Source organism: Myxococcus sp. NMCA1 (assembly GCF_026810205.1).
GTDB classification, from domain to species: domain Bacteria; phylum Myxococcota; class Myxococcia; order Myxococcales; family Myxococcaceae; genus Myxococcus; species Myxococcus xanthus_A.
Genome location: NZ_CP113950.1, coordinates 8,652,648 through 8,672,486 on the forward strand (window position 1 = coordinate 8,652,648; position 19,839 = coordinate 8,672,486).

18 protein-coding genes are annotated in these 19,839 nt (G+C 69.2%); 10 read left to right on the forward strand and 8 right to left on the reverse strand.

Features of this window, described 5'->3' with window-relative positions; all coding sequences use genetic code 11:
- Positions 1-31: 31 nt before the first annotated feature.
- Positions 32-2,131, reverse strand: coding sequence for a cation:proton antiporter (locus OZ403_RS35815; protein WP_140795682.1), 2,100 nt, complete (start codon positions 2,129-2,131; stop codon positions 32-34).
- A 136-nt stretch (positions 2,132-2,267) separates the two neighbouring features.
- Positions 2,268-2,717, reverse strand: a complete 450-nt coding sequence (locus tag OZ403_RS35820) for a hypothetical protein (protein ID WP_237080782.1) — start codon at positions 2,715-2,717, stop codon at positions 2,268-2,270.
- Positions 2,718-3,104: 387 nt separating this feature from the next.
- Between OZ403_RS35820 and OZ403_RS35825 the strand changes: the two genes are divergently transcribed.
- The 4 genes from OZ403_RS35825 (at position 3,105) to OZ403_RS35840 (ending at position 7,706) form a co-directional block, all read left to right on the forward strand.
- Positions 3,105-5,048 (forward strand): hypothetical protein, encoded by a 1,944-nt coding sequence (locus OZ403_RS35825; RefSeq protein ID WP_268782857.1) that lies wholly within the window; start codon positions 3,105-3,107, stop codon positions 5,046-5,048.
- A gap of 187 nt (positions 5,049-5,235) precedes the next feature.
- The gene (locus OZ403_RS35830) at positions 5,236-5,787 is read left to right on the forward strand and encodes a putative ABC transporter permease (protein WP_140795685.1); all 552 of its coding nucleotides are present in this window, start codon (positions 5,236-5,238) and stop codon (positions 5,785-5,787) included.
- Between the two features lie 166 nt (positions 5,788-5,953).
- Positions 5,954-6,988, forward strand: a complete 1,035-nt coding sequence (locus tag OZ403_RS35835; protein ID WP_120598366.1) for a rod shape-determining protein — start codon at positions 5,954-5,956, stop codon at positions 6,986-6,988.
- Between the two features lie 106 nt (positions 6,989-7,094).
- A complete protein-coding gene (locus tag OZ403_RS35840) occupies positions 7,095-7,706 on the forward strand; it encodes a hypothetical protein (protein WP_268782858.1) in 612 nt (203 codons plus the stop codon).
- 12 nt (positions 7,707-7,718) lie between these two features.
- Here OZ403_RS35840 and OZ403_RS35845 read toward each other — a convergent pair whose 3' ends face one another.
- Both OZ403_RS35845 and OZ403_RS35850 read right to left on the reverse strand, forming a co-directional pair.
- Complete coding sequence (locus OZ403_RS35845) at positions 7,719-8,453, reverse strand: glutathione S-transferase family protein (protein ID WP_140795687.1); 735 nt, start codon at positions 8,451-8,453, stop codon at positions 7,719-7,721.
- Positions 8,454-8,661: 208 nt separating this feature from the next.
- Entirely contained in the window at positions 8,662-9,663 is a 1,002-nt protein-coding gene (locus OZ403_RS35850; RefSeq protein ID WP_268782859.1) for a zinc-dependent alcohol dehydrogenase family protein, read from the reverse strand.
- 130 nt (positions 9,664-9,793) lie between these two features.
- Here OZ403_RS35850 and OZ403_RS35855 point away from each other — a divergent pair, with 130 nt between their 5' ends.
- The 4 genes from OZ403_RS35855 to OZ403_RS35870 all read left to right on the forward strand — a co-directional run bounded on the left by OZ403_RS35855 (position 9,794) and on the right by OZ403_RS35870 (position 13,202).
- The gene (locus OZ403_RS35855; protein WP_268782860.1) at positions 9,794-10,711 is read left to right on the forward strand and encodes a LysR family transcriptional regulator; all 918 of its coding nucleotides are present in this window, start codon (positions 9,794-9,796) and stop codon (positions 10,709-10,711) included.
- 134 nt (positions 10,712-10,845) lie between these two features.
- Complete coding sequence (locus tag OZ403_RS35860; RefSeq protein ID WP_140795690.1) at positions 10,846-11,145, forward strand: DUF378 domain-containing protein; 300 nt, start codon at positions 10,846-10,848, stop codon at positions 11,143-11,145.
- A 291-nt stretch (positions 11,146-11,436) separates the two neighbouring features.
- Entirely contained in the window at positions 11,437-12,360 is a 924-nt protein-coding gene (locus tag OZ403_RS35865; protein WP_268782861.1) for a bestrophin family protein, read from the forward strand.
- Between the two features lie 116 nt (positions 12,361-12,476).
- Positions 12,477-13,202 carry a hypothetical protein gene (locus tag OZ403_RS35870; RefSeq protein WP_237077756.1) on the forward strand — a complete coding sequence of 242 codons (726 nt, stop codon included), beginning with the start codon at positions 12,477-12,479 and terminating at the stop codon, positions 13,200-13,202.
- 46 nt (positions 13,203-13,248) lie between these two features.
- On the opposite strand, the gene OZ403_RS35875 is transcribed toward OZ403_RS35870, so the two are convergent.
- Together OZ403_RS35875 and OZ403_RS35880 are read right to left on the reverse strand one after the other, a co-directional pair.
- Entirely contained in the window at positions 13,249-13,626 is a 378-nt protein-coding gene (locus OZ403_RS35875; RefSeq protein ID WP_140800209.1) for a VOC family protein, read from the reverse strand.
- A gap of 97 nt (positions 13,627-13,723) precedes the next feature.
- Complete coding sequence (locus OZ403_RS35880; RefSeq protein ID WP_268782862.1) at positions 13,724-14,455, reverse strand: helix-turn-helix domain-containing protein; 732 nt, start codon at positions 14,453-14,455, stop codon at positions 13,724-13,726.
- A gap of 126 nt (positions 14,456-14,581) precedes the next feature.
- Here OZ403_RS35880 and OZ403_RS35885 point away from each other — a divergent pair, with 126 nt between their 5' ends.
- Positions 14,582-14,980, forward strand: coding sequence for a hypothetical protein (locus OZ403_RS35885; RefSeq protein ID WP_140795696.1), 399 nt, complete (start codon positions 14,582-14,584; stop codon positions 14,978-14,980).
- Positions 14,981-14,996: 16 nt separating this feature from the next.
- Here OZ403_RS35885 and OZ403_RS35890 read toward each other — a convergent pair whose 3' ends face one another.
- Complete coding sequence (locus tag OZ403_RS35890) at positions 14,997-16,289, reverse strand: type I restriction enzyme HsdR N-terminal domain-containing protein (RefSeq protein ID WP_268782863.1); 1,293 nt, start codon at positions 16,287-16,289, stop codon at positions 14,997-14,999.
- Between the two features lie 201 nt (positions 16,290-16,490).
- Here OZ403_RS35890 and OZ403_RS35895 point away from each other — a divergent pair, with 201 nt between their 5' ends.
- The gene (locus OZ403_RS35895; RefSeq protein WP_268782864.1) at positions 16,491-17,372 is read left to right on the forward strand and encodes a symporter; all 882 of its coding nucleotides are present in this window, start codon (positions 16,491-16,493) and stop codon (positions 17,370-17,372) included.
- On the opposite strand, the gene ppsA is transcribed toward OZ403_RS35895, so the two are convergent.
- Positions 17,369-19,708: a phosphoenolpyruvate synthase gene (ppsA, locus tag OZ403_RS35900; RefSeq protein ID WP_268782865.1), complete on the reverse strand. Its 2,340-nt coding sequence runs from the start codon at positions 19,706-19,708 to the stop codon at positions 17,369-17,371. The genes OZ403_RS35895 and ppsA overlap by 4 nt on opposite strands.
- Between the last annotated feature and the right edge of the window lie 131 nt (positions 19,709-19,839).

Sequence of the window (19,839 nt, forward strand, 5' to 3'; positions counted from 1 at the left end):
GGAACGAATCCCGCCCCCAACCCCGTGTCCCTTACACCTGGGCGCCCGTCGGCTCAGGAGCCGAGGCGGGCGCCGGTGAACCGGTGAGCAGGCTCTTGGCCGCCTCCACCGCGTCGTGCGTGCCCGTCAGCGCCAGCACGTCACCGGGCTGCAGCACCTCCTGCGCGGACGGCACGGACACACTCGAGTCCCCGCGCCGGATGGCCAGCACCGTGGCCCCCGTGAGGCCGCGGAGGTTCACCTCGGCCAGCGTCTTCCCCGCCGCGGGACTGGAGACCTCCAGCCGCACGGGCACGGGCTCACCCAGACCCGGGAGCACCTTGGAGACGTGGTCCAGCGCGTGCTCATCCGCGCCCGGCTCCCGCGAGTGGGACTGCGCCGCCAGCGCCTCCACGATGACCTGCGCGCCCGCGCGGACGTGGCCGTGCAGGTTGGTGGCGCCCCGCCAGAACGTCACGCCCAGCGCGCCAATCAGGGCCAGCACGACGAGGGGGCCCATGGCGCCCCGGAGGAAGGGCTGCGTAATCGCCACCACCGGCACGCTCACCAGCAGGATGATGCCCAGTTGCAGCGTCACCAGCAGCACGCGCCGGGGCGCCGCCGCCAGGTCCACCCGCCCGTCCTTCCGCCCGGGCAGCGCCGCCTCTGCCAGCTCCTCGCCCAACCGGCGCGCCACCTGCACCACGCCCACCAGGAACGGGATGGAGAGCAGCACCGCGCCACCCAGGATGATGTAGCGGGACAGGTTCTCATCGATGCCCAACCGCTGCTCGATGAAGGAGCCCAGCTTGCCCGCCGTCAACGACGTGCCAATCACCAGGACAATCAGCAACACGGCGTCCAGCACCATCAACCGCGCCAGCCGCCGCACCGAGGCCCCAAACGTCTGGCGCCGGGGCGCGTCGCGCAGCCGCTCAACCCAGGTGCCGTACAACGTCACGAACGTCTGCAGCGGCTTGGGCAGCTTGCGGTCCACATAGCTGGCCACCGGCCCCGACACGCGAATCAGCAGGGGCGTCGTGAGCGTCGTAATCGCGGAGACGGCCACCGCCACCGGGTAGATGAAGTTGCCCGTGGCCTTCAGCGTCAGGCCCAGGCCCGCGATGATGAAGGAGAACTCACCAATCTGCGCCAGGCTCATGCCCGCCTGCACGGAGGTCCGGGTGCTGTGCCCCGTGAGGAACGCGCCCAGCGTCACGCTGAAGAGCTTGCCCACGATGACCACGACCGTGAGCACCAGGATGGCGGCCCAGTGCTCCGCGATGAGCGCCGGGTTGATGAGCATGCCCACGGACACGAAGAAGATGGCCGCGAAGATGTCCTTCACCGGCTGCACCAGGTGCTCCACCACCTTCTCCTCGCCGGACTCCGCCACCAGCGAGCCCGCCAGAAAGGCCCCCAGCGCCACCGAATACCCGAAGGCCTGCGCCAGCAGCGCCACCGCGAAGCAGATGCCCACGCTGGCCACCAGGGTCGTCTCCGGCTTGTTGAGCTTCACCACGTAGCGCACCGCGCGGGGGATGGTGAACAGCCCCACCACCACCAGCCCGACGAGGAACGCCACCAGGCGGCCCGTGGTCAACGACAGCTCACCCAGCGACAGGCCGGTGCCAGAGGACACGGCCGTCAGCGTCGCCATCAGGAGGACGGCGATGAGGTCCTCGACGATGAGGACGCCCACCACCAGCTCCCTCAGCCGGCCCCGGATGTTCTGCTCGTCGAAGGCCTTGGCGATGATGGTGGTGCTGGACACGGCGATGAGCGCGCCAGTGAAGAGGCTCTCCAGGGTGGTCCACCCGAAGGCGCGCCCCACCACGAAGCCCAGCCAAATCATGATGCTGCACTGGATGACGGCGGTGACTCCCGCCGTGGGCCCCACCGCGAACAGCTTGCGGAGGCTGAACTCCAACCCCAGTGAGAACATCAGGAGGATGACGCCCAGCTCCGAGAGCGTCGTCACCACCTCCGGGTTGGCGACGAGCGGAATCGGCAGGTACGGGCCGACGACGAGGCCGGCCAGGATGTAGCCCAGCACCACGGGCTGGCGAAGCTTCTGGAAGAGGACCGTCGTCACTGCCGCGACGCACAGGACGACGGCAATGGCTTGGAGGACCTCGTGGGCTCCATGCATCGGTACACCTCGAAAAAATAACCCAGCGGAAGATTGAGATTCGGACTGGTCCGGCGGCGTGCGGCGGACCGCGCATCATGCGGGAGGAAACGAAAGGCAGGCGCGTTGCCCGCCAGCCCGATTCCGAGCGCCGTCTTCAGCCGCGCGCGGGAGGCCCGCGCAACGACTGGGTGACGAGCGTCGGCCGGTCACCGGCGTTGCCTCCTCGCACCATCAGGGCCGCGGAGCGCAGCAGCCGGACGGTGTCGGTGGCAACGGCCCGCCGCCGTTCTCGAGCCTGACGGTGGGCTTCATGGAAGCCCGGCTGGAAGGACTCTCGTTCCCGGCCCAGGGTCGGTTTCGTCTTCGCCCCGGCCGGAGCGCTCATCACCGCGGCCCAGGTGTCGCTCCCCACCCCGGCCAGGCGCCCACAGCGCAACTGGCGGGTGCGCTTGCCCACGAAGGCCGCGCCGCCCCGGTCCACCCGCGCGCCGTTTCCCTCGGAGGGCCCGTACACGGCGTGGACCTCGGCGGCCACCACCCGTTCCAACGCGTTGATCCACGGCACGGACGCAAGCGCCGTGCCCAGGGCAATGGCCAGCAACATCCCGTGCGCGCGTCGCCCGGGTGGGGATAGCGGAGCTGTCGGGCCGGCGGAGCACATCCGCTTCTCCTGTATTACGCGGGTGCCACCCAGTAAAGCGCTCCCCCGCGGCGGGAAAACGCCAATTCAGCGCTCGGCGGCCAGGTTTCTGCCGCGCCGACGAAACTCTTCCGCCTCATTTCCTGAGAATCCCCGCAGCCCTCACACAGTACCCGCTCTTTCTAAAGGGCAGGAGCCGTCCATGCCTGCTTTCAAGACTCGACACTGCTGAGGGCCTCGGCTGGCCCGCCACAAGGCCACAGCCGGCACCACACCCCTGAAGCGCGCACGTGCCGCGTCCCGCCCCCGCGAGACGACCCACGCCGTGACAGCCTGGAGAAGGAAGCCCCCATGGGAATCGGAAAACTGATTGGCGGAGCGGCGGACGCGGCGAAGCGGGCCGCCGAGGCCGCGGCGAAGCGGGCGGCGGAAGCGGCCCGGCGCGCGGCGGAGGCGGCGGCGCGCAAGGCCGCGGAAGCCGCGGAGCAGGCGGCGGCCAAGGCGCAGGAGGCCAAGGAGAAGATCTCCAACGTGGCCCAAGAGCGGACCCGGGACATCTTCGAGGGCGCCAAGGACAAGGCCGGTGACGCCGTGGGCGGCGTGGCCAACGCCACCAAGAACGCCGTGGGCGGCGTGGCCAACGTCACGCAGAACGTCGTCGAGGGTGCCAAGGACAAGGCCGGTGACGCCGTGGGCGGGGTGGCCAACGCCACCAAGAACGTCGTCGAAGGAACCAAGGACCGGGTGCAGGACGCGGCGGGCAACGTGCGCAACGCCGCCGGTGACGTGTTCGAGGCGGGCCGCACCGCGACCCAGCGCACGCTGAGCGCCACCGGCGTCGCGGCCACCGTCACCGCGAATGGCCTGGGCAATGTCCTCCAGGGGGCGGCGGAGCGGGCGGGCCCGGTGCTCGACAAGGCGACCGACATCGCCGCGGACGGCCTGGACCTGGCGGGCCGGGCCATCCAGGACGCGCCCACGCTCAACCCCCTGCAGGGTATCGGCAACGACATCATCGGCGGGGCGCTCCAGGGCGCGGCCGACGTGGTGCGCGACCCGGTGGACACGGCCCGGGCCATTGGCGACGCCGTCAACCTCAACCGGCAGGTGGACCAGCTCAAGCCGGGTGAGAGCACCTCCATCAGCCTCTACGCCGAGGCCAACGGCGCCACGCTGGCCGGCAAGGTGAAGGGCACCCTGGGCGTCAGCCGCAGTGAGGAGGAAGGCGGCGGCTACACCGTGTCCGTCACCGGCGAGGTGGGCGCGGGCGTCGCGGCCAAGCTGGGCGCCAAGGGCGCGGCGGACGTGGGCGCCGAGGCCTTCGGCACCGCCGGGGCCACGGTGGAGTTCCAGTTCGACACGGCCGAGGAGGCCAAGAACGCCACCCGCATCATCGCGGCCTCCACCGCCACCGCGGGCGCCGCCGCGAGCAACCCCGTGCTGGGCGCCGGCGTGAATCAGGTCCTTGGGGATCCCCTGTCGGACCTGGCGGGCCTGACGAAGAACATGAGCGCCGTGGAATTCAAGCTGGGCGCCGAGGCCAGCGTCAACGCCGAGCTGGGCATGAAGGGCCTGCCGGAGGCCATCAGCGCGGGCGCCGGCGCGGGTGCCGGAATCAACCAGAGCACCACGGCCCGCATCGAGATGGAGGGCGGCAAGCCCCAGAAGCTGACCCTCAAGCAGAGCCTCGAAATCAACGGCAACGCCAGCGCGTCCGCGGGCGTGGGCATCCCCACGGGCGGCGGGGACTCCGTGTCCCTGCCCACCAACGCGTCCGCGGGTGTGTCCGGTTCGCTTGGGGTGGAGCTGGAGCAGAGCGTGGAGCTGCCCGAGGGCTTCAACCCGACCGACTTCATCAAGGACCCGAAGGGCACCGCTCGCGAGATTGGCGCCAGCGTGCGTGACACCCATGAGGCCAAGCTGACGCTGACCGACTCGCGGCAGGCCAACGCGTCCGCGCTGGGCCTGGGCGGCGCGACGGGCCGCGAGGTGAAGGCGGAGCTCAGCGGCAACATCAACGACATCGCCACCAGCGGCGCCTTCGGCAGCATCGCCCGGGGCGACGTGGGCCAGGCGCTGGACCAGCTCAAGGACAAGGTCGAAATCAAGGCCACCATCCAGGACAAGCACAAGGTCACCGGCGACTTTGGCGTGGGCATCCACGCGGGCGTGGGCGGCGGCGAGGTGGGCATTTCCACCGAGCGCACCTACGTGGGCGAGGAGCAGGACCTCAACGCGGCCCAGCTCGCCGAGCTGTACCTCACGCAGCGCTGGTCGGCCGGCATCCCCGGCTGAGCCAGCGCCGCCGGGGGCCCGCCCGCCCTGGGCGGGCTCCTGGGCGTGTGGGCCCGTGTCGTCGGGCCCGACTCCCGCACAACGGGGACAGGCACACCGTCCGCCATGGCACAGCCGAGGCAGGCGGCCAGCACCGACCCCAGGGGGCGGGAGTGCCCCTTCTGCGGGGCGGACTTAGCTTTCCGAGGTGCTTTCAAGATTCCTCGTCTACGGGTGTGTGGGTTGGGTGCTCGAGGTGATGTTCACCGGCACGGGGGCCGCGCTGAAGAAGGACCGGAACGCCACGGCGCGCACGTACCTCTGGATGCATCCCATCTACGGAGGCACGGCCCTGGCGCTGGAGGAGGTCTCCGCCCGGCTCAAGCCCCTGCCCCGGCCGCTGCGGGCGCTGGCCTACACGGGGCTCATCTTCGGCGCGGAGTACGGCACGGGCTGGCTGCTCAAGCGCCTGCTCGGACGCTGCCCGTGGGACTACGCGCCGCACAAGTGGAGCGTGCACGGCCTCATCCGGCTGGATTACGCCCCAGCCTGGTACCTTACCGCCCTGTTGTTCGAGCCCGTGCGTGACACGCTGCTCCACGTCACCAGCGCGGCCCTGCGCCAGACGCCCGAGTACCGCGACGCCGAGGCCCAGGGGACGCTGCCGCCCACGGCGCTCCCCGAAGAGAAGCCGCTGGAGGCGGGGGTGGTGGCGGCGCGCCTCGAGTCGGTGCAGGCCGAGCCCACGCCTATTCCCTGAAAGCCGGGAGCGCGCCTGCGTCCGCTGGCCGACTGCCCCCCAGGCGGATGTGAAGGCCGCTACCGGCTTTTCTTCCTCCGTGCTGCGTCGCGTAGTACCTTGGCCCGCGTCTGCCCCCGCTATGACGGGGAAATTCCGACGACCCCCCGAAAGTTCCCGCCCCCGTATGTTTGACTGGCTTCACACCCTCTTCTCGCGTGACCTCGCCATCGACCTCGGCACGGCGAACACGCTCATCTACATCCGAGGCCAGGGCATCGTCTCCAACGAGCCCTCGGTGGTGGCCGTCCAGCATGACTCGCGCGGGGGCAAGAAGGTCCTCGCGGTGGGCAAGGAAGCCAAGGAAATGCTCGGGCGCACCCCGGGCAACATCGTTGCCATCCGTCCGATGAAGGATGGCGTCATCGCGGACTTCGAAATCACGGCCGCGATGCTGCGCTACTTCATCCAGAGCGCGCACAACCGCAAGACGCTCGTCAACCCGCGCATCATCATCGGCATCCCCTCCGGCATCACCGAGGTGGAGCGCCGCGCGGTGCGCGAGGCGGCGGCCAACGCGGGCGCCCGCGAGGTCTACCTCATCGAGCAGCCCATGGCGGCGGCCATTGGCGCGGGCCTTCCGGTGACCGAGCCCAGCGGCAACATGATTGTGGACATCGGCGGTGGCACGTCCGACGTCGCGGTCATCAGCCTCGCCGGCATCGTGTTCGCCAAGAGCGTGCGCATCGGCGGCGACAAGCTGGACGAGGCCATCATCCAGTACGTCAAGCGCAAGTACAACCTGCTCATCGGTGAGCGCACGGCGGAGCTCATCAAGATGGGCATCGGCACCGCGTACCCGACGGACGAGGTCATGACCATGGAGATCAAGGGTCGCGACTTGGTGGCCGGCGTGCCGCGCACGCTGACGGTGTCCAGCGACGAAGTGCGTGACGCGCTGGCGGAGCCCGTCAACGGCATCGTCGAGGCGGTGAAGCTGACGCTGGAGCGCACTCCGCCCGAGCTCGCTGGCGACATCGCCGACCGCGGCATCGTCCTGGCCGGTGGCGGCGCGCTGCTGAAGAACCTGGACACGCTGCTGCGCGAGGAGACGGGCCTGCCCGTGTTCCTCGCCGAGGACCCGCTCTCCGCCGTCGTGATTGGCGCGGGCAAGGCGTTGGAGTCGCTCGACATCCTCCGGCAGGTCTGCCAGCCGGGCTGAGCCTCCGGGCTTCGGCTCCACGGCGCCACCTCTCACGAGGTTGGCGCCGTTTCGCTTTCAGGGGCCGTGTTTGACAGGCACGCGCGCGGTGGACTGTGGTGCCGCCATGAGAACGTCCACCGTGCGTCCCAGGCTGTCCGCGTTCACCGCCGCCGCCCTGCTGGTGGCCTCTCCCGCCCTCGCGGACTGGTCGGCGGACGTCTCCACGAAGATGACGCTGGAGGCCGGCAAGAAGCCGCCTCCGGACATCCAGGGCAAGGTGTACGGGCGCAAGGGACTGCTGCGCATGGACGCGGAGCTGCCCGACGCGTCCGGCGGCAGCATGTCCATCCTGTTCGACTTCGAGAAGCGCACGGGCACCACGCTGATGCATCCGCACAAGGTGGCCACCGAGCGGAGCCTGGATGACCTTCCGGTGAAGCTGCCCGCGTCGTGCACCAGCAAGACGCAGAGCTACGACGCCTGCTTCAAGGAGCAGGGCTACAAGCAGGTGGGCTCGGAGAAGGTGAACGGCCACCCCTCCGCCGTGTACGAGGGCACCATTCCGGGCGCGACGGGCGTGCCGACGCACCAGAAAATCTGGCGGCCCACGGACCTGCCCGAAGTCCCGTACATGCGTGCACGCACCACGAGCCCCTCGGGACAGGTGCTGGTCCGCCAGCGCATGGGCCAGCAAGGCTTCCATGTTCCGCAGGGCACCACCCCGCCAGCGCCGTGACGTGCGCGTGGCTCAGGGACGGCGGTGCTTCGCATAGAGGCCGTCCCGCCACTCGAGCAGGTCCGGGAAGCGGGAGGCGAGCGCCGCGTCGCTCCACACCGCTCGCGTGCCGGGGCCCAGGGGAAGGTAGCCGTCGTCCGCCGCCCTCACGAACTGGAGCATCAGCGCGGCCGTGATGTCCGCGTAGCTGAAACGCGACAGCAGGTAGTCCCGGCCGCTCAGGGCTTCACGCAGGCGCTCCAGCGTGGGGATGACCTTCTCATGAACGGCGGCGGCGATGTCCGCGGGCGCCTGGTGCTTGCGGGCCACGAAGCGCGCGCCCAGCCTCGCGGACGGCGCCAGGACAGTCCGGAGCCCCATGGGCAGGAAGGCGGGGAGGCTCTCCACCTGGGCCTGACGATTCTCTAGCAACGCCGCCACCACCTTGGCGCGCGCCGCGGAGAGCACCTGCTCGCTGTCGTCCTCCCAGCGCTGAATCACCGGGAGGTCCGCGGCGGGGAAGAGTGGCTCCCCCTGCCCCAGCTCCTCCGCGCGCCGCGCGATGACGAACGAGCCGGGAAAGGCCTCGCCCTCGTCGATGAGCAATGGCACGGCGGGCCTCACACCACGCGGCGTGCGCCAGCGCAGCAGCGGCTCACCGATGAGCGGCAGGTGTTCGCGGTAGCGATAGGCGACGCGGTGGTGGTCCAACGCCCAACGGGTCTTCTCCGTCCAGGGCGAGTAACTGAGTCCGTAGAGTGTGCGCATGCCGCCTGGGACAGTACGCCCGGGCGCCTGCGCCACTCCAGACCCGCTGACGATTCAAACCCTTACAGCGCCACCCGCGCCCATCGTTATGTCTTCCGCCAACGCATGCCGTGGTCCTTCACCCTCGCACGCGTCTGTCTTTCCTCCTGGAGCACCACCACCGGGGCCCCTGAGCGCGTCGTGGCGCACGCCTCGGCGCGGGTCCAGGTCAAGCCGTGATGACCAGTTTGCCAAACGGCCCGCGGTCCAGATGTTCGAGCGCCGTGGGCAGCGCATCGAGCGAATAGACAGTGTCGACCACGGGCTTCAATGCCAGCCGGTCCACCGCGCGCACCAGGTTCTCCAGCCCGCGCCGGTGTCCGACGAAGATGCCCTGGATGACGCCGGAGCTCAGGAACAAGGGCTGCACCGGGAAGCGGCTCTCGAAGCCCTCGAACACGCCGATGAGCGAGACGCGCCCATCCGACGCGAGCGCCTTCACCGACCGGCCCAGGTTGTCCCCACCCACCAACTCCAGGATGTGGTCGGCCCCCGCGCCTCGCGTCAATTCAAGCACCGCCGTGTGCCACTCCGGGGTGTGACGACGATGGATGCCGTGCGCGGCGCCCAGGGCCTTCACGCGGGCCAGCTTGTCCTCGTCCCCCGAAAGCACGATGACCTCCGCGCCCATGGCGGCGGCAAGCTGCACCGCGAACAGGGACACACCTCCCGTGCCCTGCGTCACCACCGTGTGCCCCGGACGCAGCCCGCCCAGCTCCACCAGGGACGTCCACGCGGTGAGGCCGGCGCACGGCAACGTGCTCGCCTGCACGTCATCCAGTGTCGCGGGAGACGCCACCAGCCACTGCTCCGGCATGACGACGTACTCCGCCAGAACGCCCGGCGCGTTTCCGCCCAGGCTGCGCACCGTCCCACGCGGCACGGCCCCCTCCACCCAGTCCGTCTGGAAGTTGGCGATGACGCGCGCCCCTTCCTTGAAGCGCTGCACGCCCGCGCCCGCCGCGACCACCACGCCCGCCATGTCCGACGCCGGCGTGAAGGGCTGGTGCGCCGTCAGGTAGCCGCCCCCGTCGAGCATCAGCTTCTCGCGGTAGTTGAGGGAGACCGCCGACACGCGAATCAACACCTCACCGGCACCCGGAGAGGGAATCGCCACCTCCGCCAGTTCCAGGTGCGCCCGTCCCGCCTGCGTCGCCTGCCAACGCTTCATCGTTGCGCCCATCGTCCGCTCCGCGTCCTGCATGAAAGTGATGCGGGAGCTATACGGACGAAGCAGCGTCGCCAGTGGCGACACTTTGTCGAGTCACTGGAGACGCGCGGGCACCAATGGGAGCAGCGTCATGATGGACCGCCTTGGAGGCGTCTTCGCCTTCGTCCAGGCCGTGGAAGCAGGGAGCTTCGCGCTCGCCGCGGAGCGCATGGGGCTCTCACGCTCGGCCGTGGGGAAGAGCATCGCGCGGCTGGAGGAGCGTCTGGAGACCCGGCTGTTCCAGCGCACCACGCGCCGGCAGAGCCTCACCGAGGACGGCCAGGCCTTCTACGAGCGCTGCGTGCGCGCATTGGCGGAGCTCGAGGCGGCGGAGACGGCGCTGGACTCAGGACGGCGCGCGCCCACGGGCCGCCTGCGCGTCAGCGCGCCTGTGATGTTTGGCCGGCACTGCGCCGCGCCGCTGCTGCGCGAGCTGGTCCTCCAGCATCCGGGACTGGAGCTGGAAATCGCCTTCAGCGACCGGATGGTCGACCTCGTCGAGGAAGGCTACGACGTGGCCCTCCGCGTCGCGCCGCTGGCGGACCACGCGGGACTGACGGCGCGCCGGCTGGGCGTCCAGACGATGTCCGTCTGCGGCGCGCCCGGCTACCTGAAGCGCCACGGCCGCCCGAAGACGCTTGAAGACCTGGGCCAGCACGACGCGGTCGTCTATGGCCGCAACGGCGTCAACAAGCCCTGGCGATTCCCGGACGAACAAGGCGGCGAGCAGCGCATCACCGTCCAGGCGCGCCTGCGCTTCGACGACGTGGAGACCATCATGGACGCCGCGGTGCAGGGGGCCGGGCTGGCGTGGCTCCCTCGCTGGCTCATCGCGGAGCACCTGCGCGGCGGCAGGCTCGTCGAGGTGCTGGAGACGCAGCGCCCCTATGGCAACGAAATCTACGCGGTGTGGCCTCAGAGCAAGCACGTGACATCGAAGGTACGCGCGGCCATCGACCTCCTCGTCGCGCGCATTCCCGAGCGACTGAAGGACACCCACTCCCGCTGAGCCGCACGGCAGTCGAAGCACCGAGCCGGACAATCGGTGCCGGTGGAGTAGCCAGGACGCGTCCGGGCAACACCTTATCCGAGAGGCATCACCCACCTGCACGGGTGGAACACACCTAGCCAAGGATACGAGCCATGGAACGAGCGGACGCGGACCGAACCAGAGGAGGGCTCGCCAAGGCGATGGCCGTCCTGGCCATCATCGGCGCCATCAACTGGGGCCTGATTGGCTTCTTCAATTGGAACCTCGTGAACGCGCTGTTCGGCGGCGATACACGGACAGCGATGAGCGCGCTCAGCCGTCTCATCTACTCCGTCGTGGGTCTGTCGGGCATCGCGCTGGCACTCACCTTCCCGTGGAAGAAGAGCCTGGGAGCCACCACAACGCCGAGAACAGACGTGGGGTTTCACCGCAGAACCGAAGTGCGTCCATGACTCCGGCGGGCCCGCTGTTCTCACGGGCCCCTGAGTCCACCTCGGGTGATACGTTCGGCATTCCGCAACACTGCGGTTCCGCCTCGGCCCGCCCATTCCGGGCCGGGGCCGCCGCGCGAGGAAGCTGTCGCCATGGCGTCTGGTCCTTCGCGGACCACACCATCGGACGGATTCACGACGGACAGTGGTACACGCTTACCAGCGGGCCCCCGCTCTCCCTAATCGCCTGGACACATCCATCAGAGGAGCGCTTGCGACCCGGAGGCATTTGGCGCAGGAAGGCCCCTGCCCGTGATTGTCCGTCCTCGCCTCAGCTCGCTTCGGCTCCTCTTCGTCGTGCGCGGGACCATCCTCCCGCGCGTCCTGCCCCACGTTCTGGGCATCGCGGCGCTCTCCGCGCTCGTCGTCTGGGCGTACCGGCAAGGCTATCTGAATCTGCAGATTTCCTCACCGGCGCCGCTGTCCCTGCTGGGCATCGCCCTCTCCATCTTCCTCGGGTTCCGGAACAACGCCTGCTACGACCGATGGTGGGAGGCCCGGAAGCACTGGGGCGCGCTCATCATCGAGCTGCGCTCGTTCTCCCATGAGGCCATCGCGCTCCTGGGGGACGACGGCAGCGGAGCGCAGCAGGCGGTGCGCAGGCTGGTGAGGCGGAACATCGCCTTCGCCCACGCGCTGGCCGCGCACCTGCGCGGTCACGACGCCCAGGAGGACATCAGCCGCCTGCTGCCGGACCCTGAGGCCTCGCGCGTCCTGGACAGCCCGAACCGCCCCAACGCCCTGCTTCGGGAGCACGACCGGGAACTGGCCACGCTCCTCCGGGAGAAGCAGCTGACCGACATCACCTGGAGCGAGCTGCGGACGCGCGTGCATGGCTTGATGAACGTGCTCGCCGCCTGCGAGCGCATCCGCTTCACGCCCCTGCCCTTCACGTACACGGTGCTGCTGCACCGCACGGCCTACCTGTTCTGTCTGCTGCTGCCCTTTGGCCTGGCGGAGGCGCTGGGCTGGTTCACGCCCGTGCTCGCCGCCATGATTGCCTACACCTTCTTCGGGCTCGACCGGCTGAGCGACGAATTGGAGGAGCCCTTTGGCAAGGAGCCCAATGACCTCTCCTTGCTGGCGATGGCGCGCACCGTGGAGATGAACCTGATGGAGGCGTTGGGCGAGCCGCAGCCCGAGCCGCTGAAGCCGCGCGACTTCATCCTCCCCTGACCGGCCCGCGTCACGCTTCCATCACGTCGGCTCCGTAGGGTGGCTTCCGCAGTCCCCGCCCCACCCTCGGAGAAGACCCCGTGCGTGTCATCGCTTCGCTAGCAGCCCTTCCTCGATTGCTCGCTCTGACATTGTGCCTGTTCGGCGCCCAGGCCCTGGCGAGCTACGCATCGGTGCCGGACGGCACTGTCCTCCTCAGCTCCGACAACACCAACCGCTACCTGGTGGCGGGCGGCGCGAGGTTCTTCATCCCCTCCACGCAGTGGAGCCTGTATTCCGGCGCCAACCTGGTGGTGATGTCCCAGTCCGCCATTGATGCCATCACCCAGATTCCCCAGGACGGCACGCTGCTTCGCGAGCATGGCTACGCGGCCATCTACGTCGTCGTAGGAGGTACGATCTGGTGGATTCCCTCCCCCACGGAGCTGGACCACTGGGATGACTGGAAGACCATCAACAACGTCCCGCGCCAGTGGGAGACGGCCTTCCAGGACTACAGCGTCCAGGTGCTGGTGCGCGAGCGCACGGGGACCCAGGTCTATGTCTGGATTGCGGGAGCGAAGTTCGCCATCACCAATGCATCGGACCTCGCCTACTACGGCGGCGAGCCCAACGTGAAGACGGTTCCCCTGGGCACACTGGCCAGCTACACCAGCGAGCCCTTCTGCGGAGTGTCTCTGCGCGAGCGGTCGAGCAGCACCGTGTATTACCTCGGGTACCACGCGTATGCCCCCACCACCCTGAGGAAGTACGCCGCGCTGTGGGCCGCCGATGGCGTGGTCCCAGACGGCGCACTCGCCTCATTCCCGGTGACCACGGGCGAGCCGGCCTGCATCTGGTAGCGCGGTGAGCCCGGGAGGAGGGCGAGCCCTCCGTCCTCCTCCCCTGTCAGGCAGGGACTTGCAAGACGGCCAACACGTTGCCTGAAGGGTCCTTGAACCAGGCAATGGGCGGCCCCCTGTCACCACGGACGATGCCCTTCGCATCCGCGTCGAAGCCGTCGTACCGCTCGAAACGCACGCCGCGTTGGGACAGCGCGTCCACCGCCTTGTCGATGTCATCCACGGGGAAGTTGAGAATCGTGAACGACGCAGGGGTGTGGTTGTCCTTGGGATAGACGAGGATGTCCCTGCCGCCCGCGATGTGCAGCGTCAACATGCCGTCCGACTCGGACGTCTTCAGGCCCAGCGTCTCGCCGTAGAACTTCCGGGCCGCCGCCACGTCGCGCACCGAGAAGCCGCTGAACGCCTTCGTGTCTCCAAACATGCCTGACTCCATGGCTGGATGGCCGCCGTACCCGGCTCTCCTTCAGGTGGACATGGACCGCGCCCGACGCAATGACGGGCCCGCGGGGAATAATCCATCACATCGGATGGAACTGCTCGATGGTGATTTCCTCCACCAGGGCATCCTGGGGGGCGCCGAAGCTGGTGAGCGTGGTGTACCAGTGTGTCGTCGTGCCATCCCGGGTGAACGTCAACGGAACCAGCACCGAGCCGGCGTTGGCGGGCCGCAGCGCGGTCAACGCCTCGACACCTGGCTGCGCCAGGACACGGTCCAGGACCGATGCCACGGGTGAGCGGGGGCCCCGCATGCGAGCGCCCTCCCGCAGCCGGTGGAGCAGATACCCGGCAATCTCCTCCCAGTTGCCAATGGCCGAGCGCACGGGTCCGGGCACGAAGACGAGGTCCATCAGGTTGACCTGTCCCAGCGCCTCGCGCGTCTGCCCCATCATCGCGAGCGCGCCCGAATTCGCGTCGAGCACCGTCGAGCTCGAATCCACCACGATGGCGGGATACGGCTCATGCGACGCGAGGATGAGTCCCGCGGCCCGCCGGACCTCCGCCAGCTCCGGGCTGTGCCAGCCGCGCTCGCCGAACTGAGGCGCGAACCCCGCCGCCACCAGCAGGGCGTTGCGGTCCCTCAGCCCCAGCCCCAGGGCCTCCGCCAGCCGCAGCACCAGGTCCTGACTGGCCCCGGAGCGGCCCGACTCCAGGAACGAAAGGTGGCGCGCCGATACCTGCGCATCCAGCGACAGCGCCAGCTGGCTCTTGCCGCGCAGCGTTCTCCATTCCTTGAGCAGGGGTCCAATCATCGCCGTGTCCCTTTCCGAGCCCAGACTGCCCCAGGCCGTGACGCGGGACGATGACCTTCGAGGTAATTGAGAACATTCCCTGCCAGGAACACTGTGCTCCCGTTCCCAGCCACACGGAGAGCCCAGATGATGACCCACTTGCTGCGCAACCCCCGCTTCGTCTACCGCTTCGACGCCGCCGCCTCGCTCCTCATGGGCGTGGCCTTGTTGCTCCTTGCCCCCAACCTCACCCAGCTCGCGGGCTGGACCCTGCCGTCCAGCTTCCTGTTCGGCGTGGGCCTCTTCCTGCTGCCGTGGTCGGCCTTCAACCTCTGGGTCGGGCTCAAGCAGCCCGTCCTGGGAGCAGCCCTGGTGCATGTCCTGGTGGACGCCGCCTGGGTGGTGGGCAGTGTGCTGCTCGTCGTCATGCATGCCCAGGAGCTCACGCCCCTGGGGACCGCGCTGCTCGCCGGGCAGGCCTTCGCCGTGGTGGGCGTGCTGACCCTCAAGGCCATGGGACTCACGTCGCTTCGCGCGGCGGCGTGAGCACCGCGGCGGAGCGTCAGCCCGTGATGACCTTGAGGGCGGGCTTCCCGTCCTCCTGTGTGGCGGCGTCTGGAGACGGTGGCTCGTCACGCACCGTCTTGGACAACTCCAGGCTCCGGGTCATCAGCGCCTTCAACGCCCAGACCTGGGGCACCGATTCGATGAAGACACGGCTGGTGCCCAATCCCGCGGGCGCCGCCTCCACCTCGAAGCCCGCGGCAATGGCGCGGGCCTCGTCCACCGGCACCCAGGTGACGATGCTCTTGCGCTTGCCATTGCCGAAGAACCGGGCGAACCACTTCGTGGGCCGCTTGAAGGACACGTTGAAGTAGGACGCCGTGTCCCGGTAGAGGATGTCCTCGGCGACGTGGCCGTTCTTGACGCAGATGTCCCGCACCACGCCGAAGAACTCCAGCTCCGTCTCGGTGGTCTCCACGGCGGCGCGGCTCTTCTCGTCAGGCGCGGCTCGGCCATCCGCCTCGAAGGGCTTGGCCGAATCCGGCTTCACCACGTTGGCGCCCTCCTGCGCCGCCGCGGGCTCCGCGCCCTCGTTGAGCCGCTGGATTCGCTCCTTGAGCTTGTTCAGGAAGTCGTCGCCCATGACCCGCAGCAGCGTCGGCTCGATGGCTTCCTTCGCGACGTCCGCGAGCCGCTCCATCACCGCGGTGGTCCGCTTGCCCTTGTAGATGTCCTCCGTGAGCCACTTGAGGAAGGCCTCGTGCTCACCGGGCGCTTTCAGGGCGGACGCGAGCTTGTCGATCATCCCCTGCCGGTAGCGGCTGTTCTCCGCGTCCGTAATCAGCGTCGTCGCGTTGAAGGCTTCACGGCTGAACTTGGACAGGAACTTGGCCACCTTCACCCAGTCCGACTTCGTGTCCTCCAGGGAGAACGTGAAGAAGGGCTCCGGGTCCATGACGTTGGGGTTCTCCAGGTCCCCGAAGAAGAGGTAGTGGCACCCGTCGGTGATGATGCCGAAGTGGAGCTCCGGCAACTGCGCCAGGTAGCGCGCCAGTTGCTGCGCGCGGGACTTGAGGTCGGTGCCCAAGGGCTTGGTTTCGATGACGATGAGCGGCTTGGTGCCCGTCTGGTCGAAGATGGCGAAGTCCATGCGGTCCGGCAGTTTCTTGCCGTCTCCCTGGACGAAGTCCGCTGTGTATTCCAGGCGGACCTCCCGAGGAACGCTCGGGTCGTAGCCGAGGCTCCGGATGAACGGGACGACCAGCGCGATCTTCGCGGTCTCCTCGTTGGAGATGAACGCCTTGTTGTCCTGATAGCGTTTGACCAACTCCAGCAGATGGTTCGCGTCCATGGCACGTCCCCCTGCCCGGGCATGCGAGGCGTCCGGGCGCGAAGGTGATTTCAAGGCGCGGGGGCCTTGGCGGCCATCCCCCCCAGGGGTGAGACCCGCCCTCTTGACGCCGCGACCACATCGAGGAACGCGCGCACGGCTGGCCGCCTTGGCATACCCGCAGAGACGCGCCGTGCGCATCCTCCATCCATGGACGTCGGGGTGACCGCCGCGCTGAACGTGCGGCACGGAGTCGAGTTCGCGGTCCAGCACCTCGTCGTGCTCATGGGGTTCGTCCTCGGGCTCGCCGTCGACGAGAGCGCCGTGAAGCACGCCATGCGGCTGCCTGCCTACGCGCGAGGCCTTCCCCTCATCCTGTTGGGAGTCCCGCTGCTCGCCCTGCTCGTGGTGAACCTCCTGCCCCTGCCTCCCATCGCCGCCGGCATCCTCCTGTTGATGGCCGTCAGCCCTGGTGTGCCCAACGTTGCCGTCGCGGCCTACCGGCAGCGTGGCGACTTGAGCCTCACGGTGGCGCTGTCCCTCACCCTGTCCCTTGCGGCCATCGTGTGCCTGCCGCTCTCCCTGCGGCTGCTCAGCGAGTTCTTCCCCGCCGTGTTCAAAGCCCCAACCACCGTCCAGCTCCTCAAGCGGGTCATGCTGCCCTTCCTCGTGCCGCTCGCGGTGGGCTGGGCACTGCGCGCCTGGCGGCCAATGCTGGCCAGGCGACTGCTGCGTCCCATGCTGTGGCTCTTCAAGGCCGTGTTCGTCGTCGCCATCCTTCTCCTGTTGTTCATCAGCGGCCCGAGGCTGCGCGACGTGGGCGGATGGATGGTGCTGGGCATGCTGGTGATGACCCTGGGCTCCGCGCTACTGGGCCACGTGGCGGGAGGGCCCCGGCCTGAAGACAGGACCGCGCTCGCGCTCGCGGCTGTCTTCGGCAATCCCTCCATCGCGCTCGCCGTCGCGACGGCCAGCTACCAGGACTTGAGGCTGGCGCCCTTCCTGGCCGTCTATCTGCTGCTGCGCACGCTGGCGCTGCTCCCCTACCTGCTCCGGAACAAGCACCACCTCCGGCACGGAGTGCCCCACCCCGGCCGGACCTAACAGCCCTGGAGCGTCGCCCGCTTCGAGGCGGCCAGCAGCAGCCGCTGCTCCGCGGCCGCAATCACCCGCTGCGTCGCGAGCACCGCCGCCGGGTCCACGGAGATGGACGTAATCCCCGCGCGTACCAGGTGCTCCGCGAAGTCCGGCCGGTTCGACGGCGCCTGTCCACACAGGGAGGACGTCAGGCCCGCTTCCTCGCACCCGCGAATGATGTCGCCAATGGCGGCGAGCACCGCGGCGTCCGCTTCGTCGAACAGCTCGGCGCACGACTCGGAATCCCGGTCCACGCCCAGCATGAGCTGCGTCAAATCATTCGAGCCGATGGACACGCCATCAATCCCACACTTCGCATAATCGTGGAGGCGGTAGACGATGGAAGGCACCTCCGCCATCACCCACTTCCTCAAGCCCCGCTGCCGCCCCAGCGGGCTGCGGGCGATGAGCTCCAGACACGCCTCCAGCTCCCAGAGCGTGCGCACGAAGGGCAGCATCACCTGGAGATTGGGCGTCTGCTCGCGGACCCGCGCGAGCACTTCCAGCTCCAGGTTGAACACGTCGGGCTCGCGCAGGTACCGGTAGGCGCCCCGGAAGCCAATCATCGGGTTGGACTCCTCGGGCTCGAACTCAACGCCGCCTTCCAGTCCGCGGAACTCGTTCGTCCGGAAGTCCGTCGTCCGGTACACCACGGGGCGCGGATGGAAGGCCCGCGTCGTCTGGAGCAGGGCCGCCGACATGCGCTCCACGAACTCGCCGCTCCGGCCCTCCGCGATCAGCTTGCGTGGATGCACACCGCCCAGGGCCTCCGTGAGCATGAACTCGGCGCGCAGCAGGCCCACACCATCCACCGGAAGCGCCGCGGCCTCGCGAGCCTGCGCGGGCAGGGCCAGGTTGACGTAGAGGCGCGTGGCCAGCACCGGGGCCGTTCCGACCGTGGATGCGGTGGCAGTCGCCTCCACCGCCCGTGGACGTGGCGCCTCCTGTCCCTCGCGGACTTCTCCTGTCGAGCCATCCACCGTCACCGCCTCGCCGTCTCGCAGCGTGCGCGTGGCGGTGCGTGTGCCCACCACGCAGGGTTTGCGCAGCTCCCGGCTGACGATGGCGGCGTGGCACGTCATGCCGCCCCGGTCCGTGACAATGGCGGCGGCCCGCCGCATGGTGGGGACCCAGTCCGGCGACGTCATCTCCGCCACCAGCACCTCGCCCGGCTGGAGCTGCCGTCCCTCCGCCGGTGACGCCAGCACCCGCACGCGGCCGGCCGCCACACCGGGCGACGCACCCAGTCCCCGCACCAGCGCCTTGCCCGCGTGGCCTTCCTCCGACGGTGGCGCGGCGGGCTTTCCCAACGTGGTAATTGGACGCGTCTGCACCAGGAACAACCGGCCGCGCTCCTCCGCCCACTCGATGTCCTGCGGCGCACCGTAGTGCTGCTCCACCCGCATTCCCAACCGCGCCAGCTCCAGCACCGCCACGTCGCTCAGCACGCGCTCGTGGGCCTGTTCCGGACTCAGTGTCTCGCGCAGCGTGTGTCCTTCGGCATCGCGCACCAGGCGGACATTCTTGTCGCCCACCCGGACCTCGCGCACGCGAGGCTCCTTCTTGGTGACGCAATACGTATCCGGCTCCACCTGCCCGCCCACCACGACCTCACCCAGCCCCCAGGCGGCCTCGATGACGATGCGGCCGGTGTCTCCCGTAGAGGGGTCCGCGGTGAACATGACGCCCGCGCGAGCCGCATCCACCATGGCCTGCACCACCACGGCGATGGCGGGTTCCTCGGTGAGCCCTTCCGCCTTGCGGTAGGCCACCACGCGCTCGCCGTAGGCCGAAGCCCAGCATGCCCGCAGCGCGTCCATCAGGGCGTCCTCGCCAATCACATGGGTGAAGGATTCGTGCATGCCCGCGAAGGACGTCGCCACCGAATCCTCGGAGGTCGCCGAGGAGCGCACCGCCACGGCCCGGTCCGCGCCCAGTTGCTGATACGCCTCCAGGATGGCGGCGCGCAGCCGCGCTGGGACGGGCACGCTCCGCACGTGCTCACGGAGCTGCTGCGTGACCTGGGTCAGTGACGAAGGGTCATCCGGGTCCACCTGCGCCCAGAGGCGGCTCAGCCGGGCACGTACCGGCTCCATGGCCTCCTGGAAGGCGGCGGCGGTGATGACGAAGCCCGGCGGAACAGGCAGCCCCGCCCGCGTCATCTCGCCCAGGTTCGCGCCCTTGCCCCCCGCCAGCGCGACGTCCTCGCGGGACAGCTCGCTGAACCAGAGCAGACGAGGCGCGGCGGCCACCTCCGGATGCTCGGCTTGCCGTGGCTTCTCCGTGTCCGGTGAGACGTTCATGGTACCGCCCCCTGAAGCAAACGCCTGACTGCGCGGACGCTGCGCACCGGCGCTCGCGCACGAGGTCCTCATCCCCGCGTGAAGCGGGCGCGACTCACGAGGACGATGCGGCCGGTACGAGGTGATGACAT

Bases quoted from the DNA above. Each gene is read 5' to 3' on its own strand.
- OZ403_RS35815 (WP_140795682.1), bottom strand. From the start codon at position 2,131: ATGCATGGAGCCCACGAGGTCCTCCAAGCCATTGCCGTCGTCCTGTGC.
- OZ403_RS35875 (WP_140800209.1), bottom strand. From the start codon at position 13,626: ATGTTTGGAGACACGAAGGCGTTCAGCGGCTTCTCGGTGCGCGACGTG.
- OZ403_RS35880 (WP_268782862.1), bottom strand. From the start codon at position 14,455: ATGATTGGACCCCTGCTCAAGGAATGGAGAACGCTGCGCGGCAAGAGC.
- OZ403_RS35885 (WP_140795696.1), top strand. From the start codon at position 14,582: ATGATGACCCACTTGCTGCGCAACCCCCGCTTCGTCTACCGCTTCGAC.
- OZ403_RS35835 (WP_120598366.1), top strand. From the start codon at position 5,954: ATGTTTGACTGGCTTCACACCCTCTTCTCGCGTGACCTCGCCATCGAC.
- OZ403_RS35825 (WP_268782857.1), top strand. From the start codon at position 3,105: ATGGGAATCGGAAAACTGATTGGCGGAGCGGCGGACGCGGCGAAGCGG.
- OZ403_RS35840 (WP_268782858.1), top strand. From the start codon at position 7,095: ATGAGAACGTCCACCGTGCGTCCCAGGCTGTCCGCGTTCACCGCCGCC.
- OZ403_RS35845 (WP_140795687.1), bottom strand. From the start codon at position 8,453: ATGCGCACACTCTACGGACTCAGTTACTCGCCCTGGACGGAGAAGACC.
- OZ403_RS35855 (WP_268782860.1), top strand. From the start codon at position 9,794: ATGATGGACCGCCTTGGAGGCGTCTTCGCCTTCGTCCAGGCCGTGGAA.
- OZ403_RS35820 (WP_237080782.1), bottom strand. From the start codon at position 2,717: ATGTTGCTGGCCATTGCCCTGGGCACGGCGCTTGCGTCCGTGCCGTGG.
- OZ403_RS35890 (WP_268782863.1), bottom strand. From the start codon at position 16,289: ATGGACGCGAACCATCTGCTGGAGTTGGTCAAACGCTATCAGGACAAC.
- ppsA (WP_268782865.1), bottom strand. From the start codon at position 19,708: ATGAACGTCTCACCGGACACGGAGAAGCCACGGCAAGCCGAGCATCCG.
- OZ403_RS35860 (WP_140795690.1), top strand. From the start codon at position 10,846: ATGGAACGAGCGGACGCGGACCGAACCAGAGGAGGGCTCGCCAAGGCG.
- OZ403_RS35850 (WP_268782859.1), bottom strand. From the start codon at position 9,663: ATGAAGCGTTGGCAGGCGACGCAGGCGGGACGGGCGCACCTGGAACTG.